The organism is Bradyrhizobium glycinis (assembly GCF_016031655.1).
In the GTDB taxonomy this organism is placed as follows: Bacteria; Pseudomonadota; Alphaproteobacteria; order Rhizobiales; family Xanthobacteraceae; genus Bradyrhizobium; species Bradyrhizobium glycinis.
The window spans coordinates 158,265-175,807 of the sequence record NZ_JACCHQ010000007.1 but is presented as its reverse complement, the minus strand read 5'-3'; the positions used below and the strand labels follow the sequence as shown (position 1 = coordinate 175,807).

General features: G+C 66.4%; 8 protein-coding genes. 5 read left to right on the top strand and 3 right to left on the bottom strand.

What is annotated here, in order from left to right; genetic code table 11:
- Positions 1–78 precede the first annotated feature (78 nt).
- The gene (locus HZZ16_RS13400; RefSeq protein ID WP_197948919.1) at positions 79–6,522 is read right to left on the bottom strand and encodes a non-ribosomal peptide synthetase; all 6,444 of its coding nucleotides are present in this window, start codon (positions 6,520–6,522) and stop codon (positions 79–81) included.
- A 136-nt stretch (positions 6,523–6,658) separates the two neighbouring features.
- On the opposite strand from HZZ16_RS13400, the gene HZZ16_RS13395 reads away from it, so the two are divergent.
- The 3 genes from HZZ16_RS13395 to HZZ16_RS13385 all read left to right on the top strand — a co-directional run bounded on the left by HZZ16_RS13395 (position 6,659) and on the right by HZZ16_RS13385 (position 11,962).
- Positions 6,659–10,123 carry an ATP-binding protein gene (locus HZZ16_RS13395; RefSeq protein ID WP_197948918.1) on the top strand — a complete coding sequence of 1,155 codons (3,465 nt, stop codon included), beginning with the start codon at positions 6,659–6,661 and terminating at the stop codon, positions 10,121–10,123.
- Position 10,124: 1 nt separating this feature from the next.
- Positions 10,125–10,919: a protein-L-isoaspartate O-methyltransferase family protein gene (locus HZZ16_RS13390; protein WP_197948917.1), complete on the top strand. Its 795-nt coding sequence runs from the start codon at positions 10,125–10,127 to the stop codon at positions 10,917–10,919.
- Positions 10,920–11,014: 95 nt separating this feature from the next.
- The gene (locus HZZ16_RS13385; RefSeq protein ID WP_197948916.1) at positions 11,015–11,962 is read left to right on the top strand and encodes a DUF6492 family protein; all 948 of its coding nucleotides are present in this window, start codon (positions 11,015–11,017) and stop codon (positions 11,960–11,962) included.
- Positions 11,963–11,965: 3 nt separating this feature from the next.
- Here the strand turns inward: HZZ16_RS13385 and HZZ16_RS13380 are convergent, their stop codons facing one another.
- Positions 11,966–13,033: an endo-1,4-beta-xylanase gene (locus HZZ16_RS13380; protein ID WP_197948975.1), complete on the bottom strand. Its 1,068-nt coding sequence runs from the start codon at positions 13,031–13,033 to the stop codon at positions 11,966–11,968.
- Between the two features lie 361 nt (positions 13,034–13,394).
- Between HZZ16_RS13380 and HZZ16_RS13375 the strand changes: the two genes are divergently transcribed.
- A complete protein-coding gene (locus HZZ16_RS13375) occupies positions 13,395–14,831 on the top strand; it encodes a lipopolysaccharide biosynthesis protein (RefSeq protein WP_197948915.1) in 1,437 nt (478 codons plus the stop codon).
- A gap of 237 nt (positions 14,832–15,068) precedes the next feature.
- Positions 15,069–16,613, top strand: a complete 1,545-nt coding sequence (locus HZZ16_RS13370; protein ID WP_197948914.1) for a L,D-transpeptidase — start codon at positions 15,069–15,071, stop codon at positions 16,611–16,613.
- 30 nt (positions 16,614–16,643) lie between these two features.
- Here HZZ16_RS13370 and HZZ16_RS13365 read toward each other — a convergent pair whose 3' ends face one another.
- Complete coding sequence (locus HZZ16_RS13365; protein ID WP_197948913.1) at positions 16,644–17,456, bottom strand: class I SAM-dependent methyltransferase; 813 nt, start codon at positions 17,454–17,456, stop codon at positions 16,644–16,646.
- Between the last annotated feature and the right edge of the window lie 87 nt (positions 17,457–17,543).

Here is a 17,543-nt window from a genome sequence, read left to right as displayed (position 1 = left end):
ACGCCAAATAATCAAGCTGCAACTTGATCATTCACAGCTTTGGCGCGTGAACCCGTATTCTTGCGCGATGTCGCGGGGTCAAGCGGCCCTGCGCGCGAGCAACCTGCCGAGTGGTGCGTTGGGCTGGGCGATCGCCGCCGTCAGCAGCGCGACGAGATCATCCATCCATTCGCCGACCACTCGGCCCTCGAGCAAATCGCGCTTGTAATTGCAGGAGCCGGTAAGGCCGGTCGGGCGCTCCTTGAGCATCAGCGACAGCCAGGTCTGGTCGATCGGCAGCACCGGCTGGCCTTCGCGCGCGACGTTGCCGATCGATTCTGTCGCGAGATCCGGGAGATCGAGCGGCTGGCGCAGCGGATTCTGCAGCGTGAAATAGACCTGGAGCAGCGAGGCCGGATCGATCCCCTCCTGCTCCAATCGATCGGCCAGGATGTTGAACGGCAGCTCCTGCCGTGTATGCGCCTCGAGCACGCTCTGGCGCACCCGCATCAGGGCCTCCGCGAACGACAGGTCCGGCGTGATTGTCGTGCGGACGATCACCGTGTTTTCGAACGGGCCGATGATCCGGTCGGTGTCCGGCTGGGCACGATTGGCCGTCGCGGTCGCGACGGCGATGTCGGTACGGCCCGTCCGGGCCAGCAGCATGGCTTTCAGGCCGGTGAGCAGGCACATGAACAGCGTGCAATTGTGCTGGCCGGCAAACGCCGTCAGCCGGGCGATCAGCTCGCGCTCGAGGCTGACCGGATGATGCCCGGTGGAGGCGCCCGGGCTCGATTCGCCGTCGAAGAGGGGACCCGCTCCGCGCAAGTTCTCGGTCCAGTCGGCAGCCTGGCGGCGCGCCGCGTCGGTGCCGCACCACCAGCGCTGCCAGCGTGCGACATCCGAAAAGGCTGGCGGTGGCTTCGGCAATGGCGCGGACGGATATCCGGCCAGCGCGGCATAGCGGCTCGACAGTTCCTCGAACAGCACGCCGATCGACCAGCCGTCGACGACGGCGTGATGCAGCGTCAGCAGCAGCACGTGATCGTCGTCGTGGAGCCGCAACAGCCGGGCGCGCAACAGCGGCGCGCGCGTGATGTCGATCGGAGTATAGGTCTCCTGCTCGATCAGGAGATCGATCTTCCTGAGCTCGAGCGCCTTGCGCCGCTTGTTGTTGTGGAGATGGCCGTCGCCGATCGTCTCGACCGTCATGATTCGGCCGAGCGTGCGCGGCGCGGCGATGCGGCTTTGCGGCTCATCGCCGTTCCAGGCGAACGCGCTGCGCAGCGATTCGTGCCGGCGCACCACGTCGTCGATCGCCCTGGCCAGGGCGGCCGAATCGAGCGGACCCCGCAGACGGAAGGCGAAGGGCAAATTGAACTGCGGCAGCCCCGGCAGATTCCGCTCGATGTGCAGCATTTGGTCCTGCCCGATGGAAGGCGCAGGCGGTCCGCCCGCAGCCGATCGTGGCTGGCTTGCGGCAGGCTCGTGCGGCTTCGTGGCCAAGGCCTGGTCGACCCGCCGCGCCAACCATTCGATCGTCGGCGCCTCGAAGATGGTCTTGATCGGTAGCGAGATTCCTAGCGCCCGCGCGATGCGCGCCATTACCTGGCCGGCCAGCAGCGAATGGCCGCCGAGGTCGAAGAAATTGTCGGTAACACTGATGCGCTCGACGTTCAGCAGGTCGATCCAGATGTCGGAGAGCACCTTTTCGGTGAAGCGCCGCGCCGGGACGACCGCATCCGGGCCGGACGTTTCCGGCGGTACGGACGCCAGCAGCGCCGAGCGGTCGATCTTGCCATGGGCATTGAGCGGCACCTGATCCAGGAACAGGAAGGCGGAGGGGATGGCGTGGCCGGGCAGGCGGCTCTTCAGGAAATCGCGCAGCTCGCTGGCACTGCTGCGGCTGCCAGGCTTGGCGGCGACATGGGCGATCAGCCTGACGTCGCCGCTCGCCTCGCGGCGCGGTTCGACGATAGCGGCGCGCACGCTTCGATGCTCGGCCAGCGCGTTCTCGATCTCCTTGAGCTCGACACGATAGCCACGGACCTTGACCTGATGGTCGGCGCGGCCGAGGCATTCGATCGTCCCGTCGGCGCGGCGCCGGGCCAGATCGCCGGTCCGGTAGAGCCGGCTGCCGGCCTGGCGCGAGAACGGATCGGGCAGAAAACGCTGCCGGCTCTGCGCGGGATCATTGATGTAGCCGCGGCCGATTCCGGCGCCGCCGATGCAGAGTTCGCCGGTCACGCCGATCGGTTGCGGCTGGAGGTTTGCGTCGAGCACGTAGAGCTGCGTGTTCGGCAGCGGCGCCCCGACCGGAACGTTGGCCGTCGCGGTCGCCGGCGCGTTGGTCAGGCGATGCAGGGAGACGTCGTCGGAGCATTCCGAGGCGCCATAGGCATTGATCAGCGGCACCCTCGCGCAGCGGGCAAACCAGGCGCGGCAGAGGTCGACGGGCAACGGCTCGCCGGTCGAGATCAGCAGCCGCAGCTTCGCGAAGGCTTGCCGGATCGGCGCCTCGTCCATACGCTCGAGAATGAGGCGCAGCAGCGAGGGCACGATCTCGAGCACGGTGATGCCCTCGCGCTCGATCTCCCGCGCCAGCAGCATCGGGTCCTGCACGATCGCGTTGCCGCAGACATGGACGCGCGCGCCGACCATCGGCCCGGCGAGGAATTGCCAGACCGAGATGACGAAGCTCTGCGGCGCGGTCTGTGCGATCACGTCCCTGGCGGAGAGGCCGAGCTCGGAGATGAGCGAGGCCAGATGGTTCGACAGGCCGCGCTGCTCGATCATGACGCCCTTCGGCGCGCCGGAGGAGCCGGACGTATAGACGAGATAGGCAAGGCTCGAGGCGGCGCGCCGTGCGGCGCGGGCCGGCGTGCCTGCCCTTGTCGCGACCGCGTCGTCGAGCTCTGCCACCTGGACGCGCTCGACCAGCGGTTCGAGCAGGGTCTCGACCATGGCGGATTGCGCCCGTCCGGTCAGCAGCACATGGGCACAGCTCGATCCGAGGATGGTGGAGAGCCGCGCCGTCGGCTGGTCGGGATCGAGATTGAGGAAGGCGGCGCCGACGCGCTGCACCGCGATCATCGCGGCGAGCAGGTCGGGCCCGCGCTCCGCGAGCAGGGCAACCACGCTCTCGGCGCCGACGCCCTCGCGGGCCAGCCATCGCGCGGCCGCCCGGCTGCGGTGCGCCAGCTCGCGATAGGTCAGGGACGTGCGACCGTCCGAGACCGCGACGGCGTTCGGCGTCTTCCTCGCCTGGCGCTCGAAGCGTTCGCTTAAATTGCCGCGTGTGGTGAAATTGGCCGGCACGCCCCGGCCTTTCGCCAGCGCTTGCCTGCGTTCGGCCTCGGTCAGGAGCGGCAGGCGCGAGATCCGCTGCTCCGGATCGGCGATGACGGCCTTGAGCAGCGTCTTGAACTGGGCCGCCATGGCTTCGATCGTCGCGGCATCGAACAGATCGGTGGCATATTCGAAGAAGCCGGTGAAGCGGCCATCGGCCTCGACCAGTTCGAGCGTGATGTCGAAGCGCGCCACCCTGGGATCGACTTCCAGCCGCCGCGTCGACAGGCCGGGAAAGCGCGCCGCCTCGATCGAGGCGTTCTGGAGGATGAACATGATCCGGAACAGCGGATTGCCGTCGCTGCGGCGTGCGACCTGCAATGCGCGCAACACCTCCTCGATCGGAAGGTCCTGGTTGCGGTAGGCGTCCAGCGTGACCTGTCGCACCCGCCGCAACATCTCACCGAAGCTCGGATCGCCGCTGAAATCATTGCGCAGGACCAGGGTGTTGGCGAACAGCCCGATCAGGCGTTCGCTCTCGATCTGGTTGCGGTTGGCGATCAGCGATCCCGTGGCGACATCCTCATGCGAGGTATGGCGGAACAACAGGCACTGGAAGGCGGCGAGCAGCGTCATGAACGGCGTGACGCCCTGGTTCTGGCTCAGCGTGCGCAGCTCGGCCGACAGGGATTTTGAGAATTCGAGAGAGTGGCGCGCGCCGTGTCCGCTCCAGATCTGCGGTCTGGGTCTGTCGGTTCGCAGCGGCAGCATGGTGACGCCGTCGAGCTGGGCCCGCCAATAATCGAGCTGCTCCCTGGCCGCGGGCGTCTGCGCCCAGCTTTGCTGCCAGAGTGCGAAGTCGCGATATTGGAAAGCGGGCGGCGGCAGTGCGGCCGAATGCTTCTTGCGCGCCGCGGCATAATGGACGGCGAGCTCCTCCCAGAACAGCCGCTGCGACCAGCCATCGGTGGCGAGGTGATGGACGTTGACCACCAGCGCATGGCTGTTCCTGTCGAACGACAGCAGTGTCGCCTTTAGGGGCGGCGCGTGGGCCAGGTCGAACTCATGTTGCGCAAGCTTAAGCGCCTCGCGCCGGATTGCCGCAGGCCGCCTGCCGGCGGGGCATGGCTTGAGCTTGATGCGCTCTAACCGCGGTGCCGATGACAGCACGAGCTGCACCGGCTCGCCCTGGCGCTCGACGAAGACCGAGCGCAGCGCCTCATGGCGCCTGCAGATCGCAGCGAGGCTCGCAGCAAGCGCGGCGGCGTCGACCAGGCCCTTGAGGGCGGCGACTTCGACGACATTGTAATTGTACCGGGTCGGGTCCAGCCGCGAGAGCACGTACATCCGCTGCTGCTGGAACGACAGCGGTGCGTCGGTGCCCGAAAGCCGGTGCCACGCCGGCAGCGCCGTCTTGCGCCGGCTTGCGGCGGTCTCGATCCGGGCCGCGAGCGTTGCGACCGTCGGGCAATCGAAGATGTCCTCGAACGAGAAGTCGACGTTGAAGCGGTCGCGCAGGCGCGAGCGCATCTGTGTCACCGCGAGCGAATCCGCGCCGAGCGCGAAGACGTCCTGGTCCGCGCCGACCTGCGGCAGCTCCAACAGGCCGGCCCAGATCTCGGCGAGCTGGCTCTCGGTCGCATTGCGCGGCAGCCGGGTCTCGTCCCCCGCCTCGACGGTTGCGATCAGCTCGGCAAGGGCATTGCGCTTGACCTTGCCGCTGGCGCCCTTCGGCAGCGCCGCCACGCTGCGGATCAGGCTCGGCACCTTGTAGGCCGCAAGCCGCTTTCGTGCGAATTGCCGCAACTGGTCCGAGGTCGCCTCGGCATTCGGCCGCAGCACCACGACGGCCGCGACGTTCTCTCCGAGCTTCTCGTGCGGGATCGCGAACACGCCGGCTTCCAGCACCGCCGGATGGCTGAGCAGGACGTCTTCCACCTCCAGCGGCGAGATCTTCTGCCCGCCGCGGTTGATGACGTCCTTGATGCGGCCAACGATGAAGAGATAGCCGTCGTCATCGAGATAGCCGAGGTCGCCGGTCCTGAACCAGCCGTTGCGGAATGCGGCCCGCGTCGCCGCCTCGTCATTGTAATAGCCGCGGCTCATGTTCGGCCCGCGCAGCACGATCTCGCCGTGCGCGCCGCTTGCGAGCGTGCGGCCGGTCTCGTCCATGATGGCGATCTCCGGGCCGGCGGCGCGGCCGACCGACCCGACCTTGCGCAGCTCGAACGGATTGGCCGCGATCTGCGAGGCCGCCTCGGTCATGCCGTAGGTCTCGAGCACGGGAACGCCGAACGTCGTCTCCAGCCCGGCGAGAATCGCCGGCGCGAGGGAGGCCGAAGCCGACCGGATCACGCGCAGCGACGACGGTCGGGCGCGGTCCGGGTTCGCCTCCGCCGCCGTCAGCAATGCGCGATGAATGGTCGGCACCGCCGTGTACCAGGTCGGTTGCAGCTCCCGCATCCAGCCGAAGAAGGACGCTGCGTCGAAACCGTCGGTGCAGATCACGCTGGAGCCCGCGGCCAGCGCCGTGAGCAGGCCGGAGATCAAGCCATGGGCATGAAACAGCGGCAGGACGTTGAGCAGGCGATCGTGCGTCGTGAGCGACAGCACATGGCCGGCATTGTAAGCGGACAGGCAGACATTGCGATGGGTCAGCGGCACCATTTTCGGCCGCGCCGCCGTGCCTGACGTCAGCAGGATGAACGCATCGTCGTCGCCGCGCGAAGCGCCGCCGGCGTTGGCCGGAGCGATCGCCGGAGCGATGAACGCGCAGCCGCCGAGATCGTGGGCAGGCCCCGCCACGAATTCGATCACGGCGATGTCGAGCACCCGGGCAACGTCACGGCTCGCCGAGTTCATGTCGGCCCGGGTCACGAGCGCGGTCAGCTTCAGTTCGCTGAAATAGCGTTGCAGCTCGTCCGCCGTCAGATCGGGGTTGACGGGGACGCAGGCGCAGCCCGATGCGACTGCGATCAGCGCCAGCGCAGTATCGGCGCCGCGCGGCAGCGCGACCGCGATGCGGTCTGCGGGACCGATGCCGAGTTCACGCAAGCTACGGACCAGTTGCCGGATCGACTCGGCCAGCGCGCCATAGCTGAGCGCCGGCCGACCGGGAGCGAGGAGTGCGGGTGCCGCCGGCATCCTGCGGGCGTGGAATTCGAGAAGGCCGCTGATATGGGCAAATATCTTCGTTTCGGCCGTGGTGCCGGCTGATGCTTCGTCCACTCCGGATGCAATGTCCGACAACGCCATTCCCTTTTGGTCCGATTAAGTTATTCTTCCAAGAAGTTGGGGAATGCGTCCAGTCCGAGGTGAAGTTTGGGCCCCAAAATCTGTGGTTGAGGGGCCATCGAGCCCTTCAACGGAGTGAGGGTCGGGCAGAATCACGATGCTGGAGAACGAGCCGAGCACGAGTTTGGAAGGCGGGCTGAAGCACTGGCTCGAGAGTATCGGCCTCGGGCACTACACCGATCTTTTCGCGCAGCACCGCCTCGATCTCGATGTCATCCGGGATCTCACCGAAGCCGATCTGGTCGAGCTCGGATTGCCGCTCGGCGACCGGAAGCGGCTCCAGCGGGCGATGGCGGCACTGTTTCAAGCGGAAATCACGGAGGCGCCGGCCGCGGCGCCGCGTCCGCAAATCCGGCCGGAGGTCGGAGCCGAACGGCGCCAGCTCACCACCATGTTCTGCGACATGGTGGATTCCACCTCGCTGTCCGCGCAGTTCGATCCGGAGGACGTCCGCGACATGATCGCGGACTTTCGCGAGACCTGCGTCCGGGTGGTCAAGCAATACGAGGGCTTTGCCGCCCGTTTCGTCGGCGACGGTATCCTGGTCTATTTCGGCTATCCGACCGCCCATGAAGACGATGCCGAGCGCGCGGTGCGCGCCGGGCTCGAGATCGTGCGGGTGCTGTCGACGGCACGCGCGGTCGAGCCGCGCGGTGCGCTCAGCCATTCACCGGCCGTCCGCATCGGGATCGCGACCGGGCTCGTCGTGGTCGGCGATCTGGTCGGGCAGGGCACCGAAGAACGCGATTCCGCGGTCGGGGAAACCGTCAATCTCGCGGCGCGCCTGCAAGGCCTGGCGCCGCCCAACGGCGTGGTGATCTCCGCCTCGACGCAGGCGCTGCTGAAGGGGAAGTTCGACTACCGCAATCTCGGCGTCCACGATTTGAAAGGTATCCCCGAGAAGGTCCAGGCCTGGCACGTGGTGCGCGCCTCGCGGGTGGAGACCCGCTTCGCTGCGGCGATGGGTACGCGGCTGACGCCGCTCGTCAACCGCGAGGAGGAGATTGCACTGTTGATGGGGCGCTGGCAGCAGGCCAAGGACGGCGACGGCCAGGTCGTGGTCAAGTTCGGCGAGCCCGGCATCGGCAAGTCGCGCATCATCCAGGAGATCTTCGAGCGGATATCGGACGACCGGCATGGACAGGTCTCGCTGCAGTGCTCGCCCTATTACACCTCCACCGCGTTCCATCCGTTCGTCGAGCAGCTCAAATTCTCGCTCGGCCTCGATCGCGAGGATTCGTCCGCGCTGTCGCTGGCGAGCCTGGAGAACGCGATCGCCGCCGCTGATGCCGACATCGAGCAGGTCACCCCGCTGTTTGCCGCGCTGCTGTCGATACCGACCGGGGATCGCTATCCGCCGCTTGAGCTGTCGCCGCAGCAGCAGAAGGACGCGACCGTCGCGGCGCTGGTCAACCATTTCCTCGGCCTTGCGCGCGAGATGCCACTGGTGATCGCGTTCGAGGATTTGCATTGGATCGACCCGACCTCCCGCGAGGTGATCGACCTCCTGGTCGATCGGGTGCAGAATCGGTCGATCCTGGTGATCATCACCGCGCGCTCGGAATTCCAGCCGAGCTGGAACGCGCATTCGCACATCACCACCTTGGTCCTGAACCGCCTGAGCCGGCAGCTGCGCACGACGCTGGTCGAGCGCGTCGCGGGACGCGAGATGCCCAAGGAGGTCGTCGAGGAGATCATCGTCAAGACCGACGGGGTGCCGCTGTTCCTGGAAGAGCTGACCAAGACGGTTCTGGAATCCAATCTGCTCACCGAGCGGCATGGGCGCTTTGTGCTGTCGGGACCGTGGCGGCAGCTCGCAATCCCGGCCACCCTGACCGACTCGCTGATGGCGCGGCTTGACCGGATGGGACCCTTCAAGCGCATCGCGCAGATTGGCGCCACGATCGGCCGCGAGTTCTCCTACGAGACGCTGCACGCCGTCGCCAATACGCCGGCTGAGCAGATCGAGGCGGCACTCATCCATCTGGAGGAGGCGGGGCTGATCATGCGCCGCGGCCATCCGCCGGATGCGCTGTACTCCTTCAAGCACGTGATGATCCAGAACGCCGCGCATGCGAGCCTGTTGCACAGCGAGCGGCGCAAGCTGCATGCGCGGATCGCCCAGGTGCTCGCCGAGATGTATCCGGAGAAGACCGAGCGCGAACCGGAGCTGCTCGCCCATCATTTGACCGAATCCGCCCAGAGCGAGGGCGCCGCCAGCTTCTGGCTCAAGGCTGGCAAGCAGGCCGCTAAGACCGGCGCCAATCTGGAGGCGATCGGCCACCTGCGCCGCGGCCTTAACGTGGTGCAGGCCAATGCGCGCATGCAGGGCGCGGACGAGATGGAGCTCGAGCTGCGCATTGCGCTTGGCAACGCGCTGATCGCCGCCAAGGGCTACGCGGTGCAGGAGGTCGAGGAGAACTACATCCGTGCGCTGGAGCTCGGCCGTCAGCTCGATGACGACGAAAAAGTCTTCGCGGCGACGCGCGGGCTCTGGGTGTGCCATTTCATCCGGGCCGATCTCACCCGCGCGCACGATCTCAGCGTCGAGCTGTTGAAGTTCGCCAAGCGCGAGCGGCTGAACGAGCGGACGCAGCCGGCGCAGCAGACCGGCTATCTGATCGAGGCGCACCGCGCGATCGCGATGACCATGCTCTATCGCGGCCGCTTTGCAGCCTCGCAGCACCATTTGCACCGCTGCATCAACCTGTTCAGCCCCGATCTGCACTCCGACCTGATGGAACGGCACGGCATCGATCCCGGTGTCGTTTCGCTGTCCTATCTCGGTTACCTCCTGTGGTTCCTCGGCCGGCCCGACGCGGCGCGCCAGCACAGCGAGCAGGCGATCGCGAACGCCGAGAAGATCCGTCACCCCTTCACGCTCGCCTTCGCGCTGGTGTTCGGAGCCTATCTCCGCCAGCATTTGCGCGACGTCGAAGGCACGCGCGACCACGCCAACCGCGCCATGATCATTGCCACCGAGCACAATTTTCTGCACTGGAAGCAGCAGGCGGCGATCCTGCGCGGCTGGGCGCTGGCTCAGCTCGGCGAAGCCGACGAAGGGCTCGGCCAGATGCGCTTCGGCCTCGACGAGTACGAGGCGATGGATTCCTGGCTCGCCGGCTGCTGGTTCCGCTGTCTGCTCGCGGAAGCCTATGCCAAGGTCGGGATGCGCGACGCCGCCTTGCGCGCGCTGGATGGTGCGCTTGCGACTGCAAGGCGGACCGGCGATCATTTCTATCTCGCCGAGGTCTATCGCCTGCAAGGCGAGATCACGCTGTCCAACGGCGACCCGGCGTCGGTACAGGAGGCGGAGGACCTGTTCGGCCTTTCGCTGGAGACCGCACGCAAGCAGGGTGCGCTGTCCTGGGAGCTTCGCACCGCCGTCAGCCTTGCGCGCCTGTCGCATCAGGCCGGCAAGCGCGAACACGCAAGACTCCTGCTCATGCCGATCGTCGGCAAATTCAGCGAAGGCTTTTACACGCCGGACCTGCAGCAGGCGTTGCAGCTCCTCGACGAGCTCGGAACGGACGCGCCGGTGCGCGAGCAGGCCGATCTGTGACATGAGCGATCTTGCCGCCGCACGTGCGCGCTACGTGGAGCTGATCGCCAGGCGCGAGCGGATTGCCTCGAAGCGTCTGCTCGACGCGCTCAACGCCGTTCCGCGCGAGGACTTTCTGCCAAGGGGACCCTGGCGCATCAAGGGCGAGGCGGCGCGCAGCTACCGGCTGACGCCCGACGCCGATCCCGTTCATCTCTACGACAACGTGCTGGTCGCGATCGATGCCCGCCGCAAGCTCGACACCGGCCTGCCGAGCCTGTGGGCGCATTTGATCGACATTCTCGACGTCAAGCGGGCGGAGCGCGTCGTGCAGATCGGCTGCGGCCTCGGCTATTTCTCGGCGGTGCTGTCGATCATGGTCGGCGAGAAGGGCCGCGTCCATGCGATCGAATGCGACGAGCGGCTCGCCGCCCGAGCGGCGAGCTACTTGCGCGGCTATGGCAACGTCACGGTCGTTCACGGCGATGGATGCAAGGACGTCGGCGAGCCCGCCGACGTGATCATCGTCCATGCCGGCTTCCCGCACCCGCACCCGCTCTGGCTTCGGTCGCTCCGTCCGCGCGGCCGTCTTCTGGTGCCGTTGACCCAGCGCGACCGCGAAGGCGCCGCCCTCAAGATCAGGCGGAGGGCCAGGGGTTTCGAGGCAGAGGCGATCCAGCAGCTCCGGATCTTCCCCGGCCGTGGCCGCGGCGTGACCGCCCTCGACGACCGCGTCGCCGACTGGTGGCAGCGCGCCTCGGCTCTGGCACCGCTCCGCTTTCGCGGGCTGCAGCGGGGATTGCCGTCGGATGGATAACACTTCGTTTCATTTTACCTTGATTCCGTTTGTGGGTTTCCCCCGTTGCACGCCCCCGCTATCAGTGCGGGCTGATGGCCATTTGAGCGTGCTCCATGCATTCCGTTGCCCTGCTGACTGCCAGCTACGCCAAGGATATCGAGCGTTTTTCGCTGCTCAGCGAGAGCATCGACACCTGGCTGTCGGGATACACGCGGCATTATGTTCTCGTTAACGATGAAGACGTGCCGCTGTTCGAGCGCTTCGCGTCCGATAAGCGGGTCATCATTCCGGCTTCGCGCTTTTTGCCGAAATGGCTGTTCGCGTTGCCGCCGGCGCTCCAGTTCGGCAGCCGGCGCGTCTGGTTGTCGCTGCTGTCCTCGCCCGTGCACGGCTGGCACATCCAGCAGATCCTCAAGATCGCCGGCGTCCTCAACGCGCCCGAGCAGCGCGTCTGCATCCTGGATTCGGACAATCTGTTCTTCCGCGAGTTCGACGTCGGCCGATATGCCGGCGGCGAGACGACGCCGCTGTTCGTCACGCCCAAGGCGATTCCCGCCGACCACCCGTTGCACGGCCTGTGGCTGCGCACGGTCGATCAGCTTCTCGGCATCAAGGAGCGCTCATTCCCGGCCGACGATTATGTCGGGAACGCGCTGGTCTGGGACAGGGACACGGCGCGGGCGATGACCGACGCGATCAAGTCGGCGACCGGCTTGAGCTGGGCGCTGGCGCTGTGCCGGAAGAAGAAGTTTTCAGAGTATCTGCTTTACGGAAACTTCGTCGCGACCTCGCCGGAACACCTGGCGCGACATCGGCTCACCGAAGACAGCATCGCGGTCTCGCACTGGGACGACACACCGCTCGACCGCCCATCCATCGAAGCGATGATGCGCACGGCCTCGCCGGAACAGGTCGCGCTTTGCATTCAGTCCTATTCGTCGACCTCGATCGACGACATCCGCGACGTGTTCCGCCTCTCCTCGCGCGAGCGGCGCGCGCCGAGCCTGGCTCCCGATCATATCGGCGACATGGTCGCGTTCGAAACGCCGAAGACACGCTGATCTCTAAGCGGCCTTCGTGAACTTGCTGATGACGTCCATGAACGGCTTCGGCTTGAACTCGCCGTCGAGCGGCAGCGGACGGTTCGGCTGCTTGTCCTTGCGGGCGAAGGTGCCGTTGATCCAGCTGTAGCGATCCGAGAGGCCCCAGGTCAGGATCGAGTGCACCGGGCCGCTCGCGGCAACGGCCGTCAGCAGGTCGTCGACGCGCTTGGCGACGACGGCGTCGCGCTCCGCAGGGCTGCCCGCCAGCTTCTGGTCGTCGACGTCGAGCTCGGTGATCAGCACCTCGAGCCCCCAGGAACGCAGCTCGGTGACGAATTCGGCGAGCCCGTGCGTGTCGATCTCGAGCTCGGCGTGAAGATGCGCCTGCAGCCCGACGGCGTGGAGCGGAACGCCCTGGTCGAGCAGATCCATGATGAGGATGCGATAGGCCGCCCGCTTGGCGATGAACGAATCTTTCGCCGACTCGATGTCATATTCATTGATCGCGAGCTTGACGAAGGGATCGGCCGCCGCCGCCGTGCGGAACGCCAGCGGAATCCAACGCTCGCCGAGATGTTGCGTCCAGAAGGTGTCGCGCCGGTCCTTCGGGCTGCGCGGATTGTCCGGGATCGGCTCGTTGACGACATCCCAAGACGTCAGCTTGTCCTTGTAATAGGAAACGACGGTGCCGATGTGGTCGAGATAGGCGCGTTCGACGCCCTTGCTGTCCTTGATCTGCTTGGTCCAGTCCGGAATGTCGTGATACCAGGCCAGTGCATGGCCGCGCATGGTCAGATCGTTGTCGCGCGCGAAATCCAGGATCGCGTCAGCGCGCTCGAAGGCGAACGTATGGGCGTCCGGCCGCAGCATCGGCCATTTCAGCTCGAGCACCGGCACCACCTGCGTGCAATAGGTGCTGATGGCCTCGCCGAGCCGCGGATCGGATTGCAGGTCCCACAAGGTCGCCGCAGCGCCAAAGCCGGGACGACGCTGGGCGCGTTTCGAGGCCGGCACCGCGGACGCTGGTGCGCCCGCAGCAAAGGCCGCGGCGCTGCCGAGGAGAAATTCGCGTCTGTCGAGCCTGGTCACGTTGCGACCTTCCTTCTGCACCAACGCGCCTTCGTACCAAGCGGTGCCCTGCACCGCCCGGGTTTCACATCCTTCGGTTAACTCTCGGCGGAGTGGCCGCCTCACGTGCGTGTGACGTCCCGGCGGCGGAAAACACCGGGATCGTGCAAAACATGGTTTCTTTTTGGTAATCGGTCCGGCCGTTCGGCACAGGGCAAATTTAACGCTAACGCGCGAAAGCGGCGTCAACGCTTCATTCGCCGCCCGATCTGCAGACTTATGTGACAATCTTGGGAGATGCTGCGGCGCTTCGTTCGCCCGCCATGATCCAATTGATCGACCGTCGCCACACTCCCAAGACCGCTGCCGGTCAAGTGCTCGCATGCTGAACCGCCATTTCTCGATTTATCTCGTCGCCTACATCCTGCCTGCGGCGGTGGGCTTCTTCGCCGTCACGGCCTATACGCGGCTGCTGAGCCCGGCGGAGTACGGCGTCTATGTCGTCGGCATCAGCCTTGCGGGCATTCTGGGCGCGATCTTCTTCGCCTGGATCAAGCTGTCGGTGTCGCGCTATCAGGCGATGTCGGCGGACGTCGATTTTCGCGGCACGGCGATCGTCGCATTCGCCCTCACGGCCGCCGTGCTCTGCGCCACCACTCCGCTGGTGGTCCTGGTCCGCAGCGATGTCAGCGTCGAGCTGCTGCTCGCCAGCATGTTCGTGGCGATCATGGCCAACGCGGTCGATGTCGGTCAGGAGTTCGAGCGCGCCAAATTGCGCCCTTACCGGTTCGCGGCGATCTCGATCGTGCGCAGCGTCTCCAGCGTCGGCTTCGGTCTTCTCGGCATCTGGCTCGGCTGGGGTGGATTGGGGCTGCTCGCCGCCTTCGGTCTGGGGTCGCTCGCCGGCATCATCCTGAACCTCGTCGGCGACCGCACCAGGATCGCGCGCTTCCAGCGCAGCCAGTTCATGCAATTGGCGCGCTACGGCCTGCCGCTAACGCTGGCGGGATTGTCCGTGGCGGTCTATTCGGCCTGCGACCGGCTCATCGTCGCCTATCTGCTCGGCAAGGACGCCGCCGGCATCTTCGGCGTGGCCGCGGATCTGCCGCGCCAGTTCATGGTCATGATCGCATCCAGCGTCGCCGCGGCGACGGTGCCGCTGGTGTTCCGGTCATTGTCCGAGAACAACGGCGAGACGACGCGGGAGCGGTTGACCGAAAGCCTCGAGCTCCTGCTCGTCGTCGTGGCGCCCGTTGCGGTCTGGCTTGCGCTTGCGGCGGACCAGGTGGCCGGAACGCTGGTCGGCATCGACTTTCGCGCCGGCGTCTCGGCCCTGCTACCGACGCTGGTGCTTGCTCGCTTCTTCGGCATCGCCAATCAGTTCTACGTGCAGATCAGTTTCCAGCTCGCCGAGCGGCCCTTCATGCTGGCGGCGCAATCCTTTCTCACCCTGGTGATCAGCGTGATCCTGATGTTCGCGCTGATCGGCGGCTACGGCCTTTACGGCGCGGCGCTGGCGACGCTGGCAACCGAGGCGATCGGCTTCCTGGTCGCCCTCGTCCTGATGCACCGGGCCCATCCGGTCCCGTTCGAGCTCAATCGCCTCGCCGGCGTCGCCGCTTCCGCAGCATTGATGGCGGCGGCGATTGTGGTGGCGCGCTCGCAAGCGGGCGGCACCGGCCTCGCCTCGCTCGTCATCGTCAGCCTCGCCGGCGGCCTTGCCTATGCGGCTGCGGCCTGGCTGCTCAATGTTGCGAACCTGCGCACCTTGTCGCTGCGTGTGCTGCGAACGCTGAACCGCAAGGCGCTGGGCGTCTAGCCGCGCTTCCCTCGGCGCAGCCCCGGACATTCTGCCGCAGTGGTCGAGACCAGCTTCGGGCCAGCCTCGGCTGACGGCCGCCTTCCGCCTGGGCGAGGCGTCGTATATGAGATTTGTCGCCGGAAGTGCCGAATCTCGCCACAGAGGGAACGTAAGGCGGCTGCGATTTCTTAATGCAATGATTCCAATGTGACACGTGAGCGACATCAGCCGACTGGCAGTTCGACCGAGGATGGCATGAAAAACCGATCGACGACGGCGCAATCCATCGGGGCAGTGGGGCGCCGGGGACCCGCCGGAATCATTGCGCTCGTGGCGGCGGCCACCCTTGCCGCGGCCACCCCGGCGATTGCGGCCAAGCAGCCGCGACAGGTGGCCGAGGCAGTCGCGCCGCGCGTGGCCGGCGATCCGATCATGGCGATCGTGTCGATCAAGAGCCAACAGGTCACGTTCTACGATGCCGACGGCTGGATCCTGCGCGCGCCGGTATCGACCGGCACCACGGGCCGCGAGACGCCGGCCGGCGTGTTCGCCGTCATCGAGAAGGACAGGGAACACCGCTCGACGATGTATGACGATGCCTGGATGCCGCATATGCAGCGCATCACCTGGAACGGCATCGCCCTGCATGGCGGACCGCTGCCCGGCTATGCCGCCTCGCATGGCTGCGTGCGCATGCCGTTCGGCTTCGCCGAGAACCTGTTCGACAAGACCTATATCGGGATGCGCGTGATCATCTCCCCCCATGACACGGTCCCGACCGAATTCTCTCACCCCTCGCTGTTCGTGCCGAAGCCGGAGGCCATCGCGGCCGTGCCTGGCCGTGCTGACAAGCTCTCCATCGAGGCCGAAGAGGCGACAAGGGTTGCAGATGAGGCCAAGAAGGCTGCGTCCGCCTCCGCGAAGGAAGCCGCCTCGCTTCCCGCCGCGCTGCGCAAGCTGGAACAGCAGAAGGCCCGCGCCGATGCCGAGCTCGCCTTCGCCGACAAGACGCTCGCGAACGCCAGGAACGATCAGGCCCGCGCCAAGGCCGAGGAGCTGAAGCAGAAGGCAGCAGCTAAGGTTGCCGATGCGGCGACGCAGCTCGAGGCCGCCAGGGCCGCCGCGCAGCCGAAGCGTGATGCGGTGGCCGCGACGAAGGAAGCCGCGAAGGCCGCTGCGGCCAGAAAGACTGAGGCCGTCAAGGCGGCGACCGACGCAAAGCTCGCGGGCGAACCGGTCTCGGTCTACATCAGCCGCGCGACGCAGAAGCTCTACGTGCGGCGGAACACGCACAAGCCGGCGCCCGATGGCGGCGGCGAGGTGTTCGACACCAGCATCGAGGTCCCCGTCACGATCCGCAATCCCGAGCAGCCGATCGGCACGCATATCTTCACGGCGATGGCGAAGACCAATACGGGCCTGCGCTGGAGCGTGGTCACGATCGAGAACGGCGACGAGGCCCGCAACGCACTCGACCGCATCGCCATCCCGCAGGACGTGTGGGACCGCATCGGGCCGACCGCGTTGCCGCGCTCCTCGATCATCATCTCGGACGAGCCGCTGAGCAGCGAGACCAATTACCGGACCGAGTTCGTCGCGGTGCTGAGCAACGAGCCGCAAGGCGGCTTCATCACGCGCAAGCCGACCGCGCCTGCCATGATCGCCAGCGATGACGGCTGGGACAGCGGCTTCGGCTTCTTCTACCAGCGCGATCCCTACGTCCAGCAGGTCAATCCGCGCCGCCGCAGCCAGTATCAGTATTATCAGCCGGCGCAGCCGATCCAGCGGGGCTTCTGGTAAGTGCGTGCCGCGCCGGTGAGCGGGCCGTAGCTACGGGCGGGCCTCGATCACGATCGCCTGGATCTTGCCCTCGACCGGACCGGACCCATGGCGGGTCCGGATTGCCTCGGCGACCATGTCGGTCGCAGCCTGAAGCTTACCGGCATCCCTTGCTTCGATCTCGCTGCGCAGCGGCGTGCCCTGGCAGAGCGCAACGGCGACGTGTTCGGCTGAAGGCGCGCGGCTGGTTTCGGATCGGGTTTCGATCGATATGTCGCGGAAGCCCGCCTGTTCGAGATCGCCCCTGATGAAGGTCTTGTCGTGATAGCCGTGCGGCGTCCGGATCATGAAACGCGGCGGATCATCGGGAAACAGCTTTTCGAGCGCGGCCGTTGCTTCATGCGTCAGCACATTGTCCTCGATGCGATCCCAGACGTTGAACACGAACGTGCCGTCCGGCTTCAAGACTCGCTTGACCCCTCCATAAGCCTTCACACGGTCCGGAAAGAACATCGCGCCGAACTGGCAGCAGACCACGTCGAACTCGGCATCGCCGAAGGGCAGGGCCATTGCGTCCGCCTGTCGCCAGGTGATGCGATCGTCGTTCGCCTGGCGCTGCGCTGCGACCGCGAGCATCGGCTCGTTGAGGTCCGTTGCAACGTATCGAACGCCGCGCGGCAGCGCCGCCGCCACGGCCCGCGTCACGGCACCAGTGCCCGCAGCGATCTCGAGGAGTGTGGAAGGAGAGCGTGCGGCGACGCGTCTTGCGATGTCCTCCGCATAGACGGCGAAGATCATCGGGACGAGATACTCGTCGTAGATTTTCGGAATCGAGCCGGCGAAAACCTTGTCAGTGTCGGGCATGCTCGCCTCGCTGAAGGTTCGGACACGAGGTGCACGTTACCATGGTTTCCCGCCAGAGCCAGCAACGACGCAAATTGCGGGGGATCG

Bases quoted from the DNA above. Each gene is read 5' to 3' on its own strand.
- HZZ16_RS13400 (WP_197948919.1), bottom strand. From the start codon at position 6,522: ATGGCGTTGTCGGACATTGCATCCGGAGTGGACGAAGCATCAGCCGGC.
- HZZ16_RS13395 (WP_197948918.1), top strand. From the start codon at position 6,659: ATGCTGGAGAACGAGCCGAGCACGAGTTTGGAAGGCGGGCTGAAGCAC.
- HZZ16_RS13390 (WP_197948917.1), top strand. From the start codon at position 10,125: ATGAGCGATCTTGCCGCCGCACGTGCGCGCTACGTGGAGCTGATCGCC.
- HZZ16_RS13385 (WP_197948916.1), top strand. From the start codon at position 11,015: ATGCATTCCGTTGCCCTGCTGACTGCCAGCTACGCCAAGGATATCGAG.
- HZZ16_RS13375 (WP_197948915.1), top strand. From the start codon at position 13,395: ATGCTGAACCGCCATTTCTCGATTTATCTCGTCGCCTACATCCTGCCT.
- HZZ16_RS13370 (WP_197948914.1), top strand. From the start codon at position 15,069: ATGAAAAACCGATCGACGACGGCGCAATCCATCGGGGCAGTGGGGCGC.
- HZZ16_RS13365 (WP_197948913.1), bottom strand. From the start codon at position 17,456: ATGCCCGACACTGACAAGGTTTTCGCCGGCTCGATTCCGAAAATCTAC.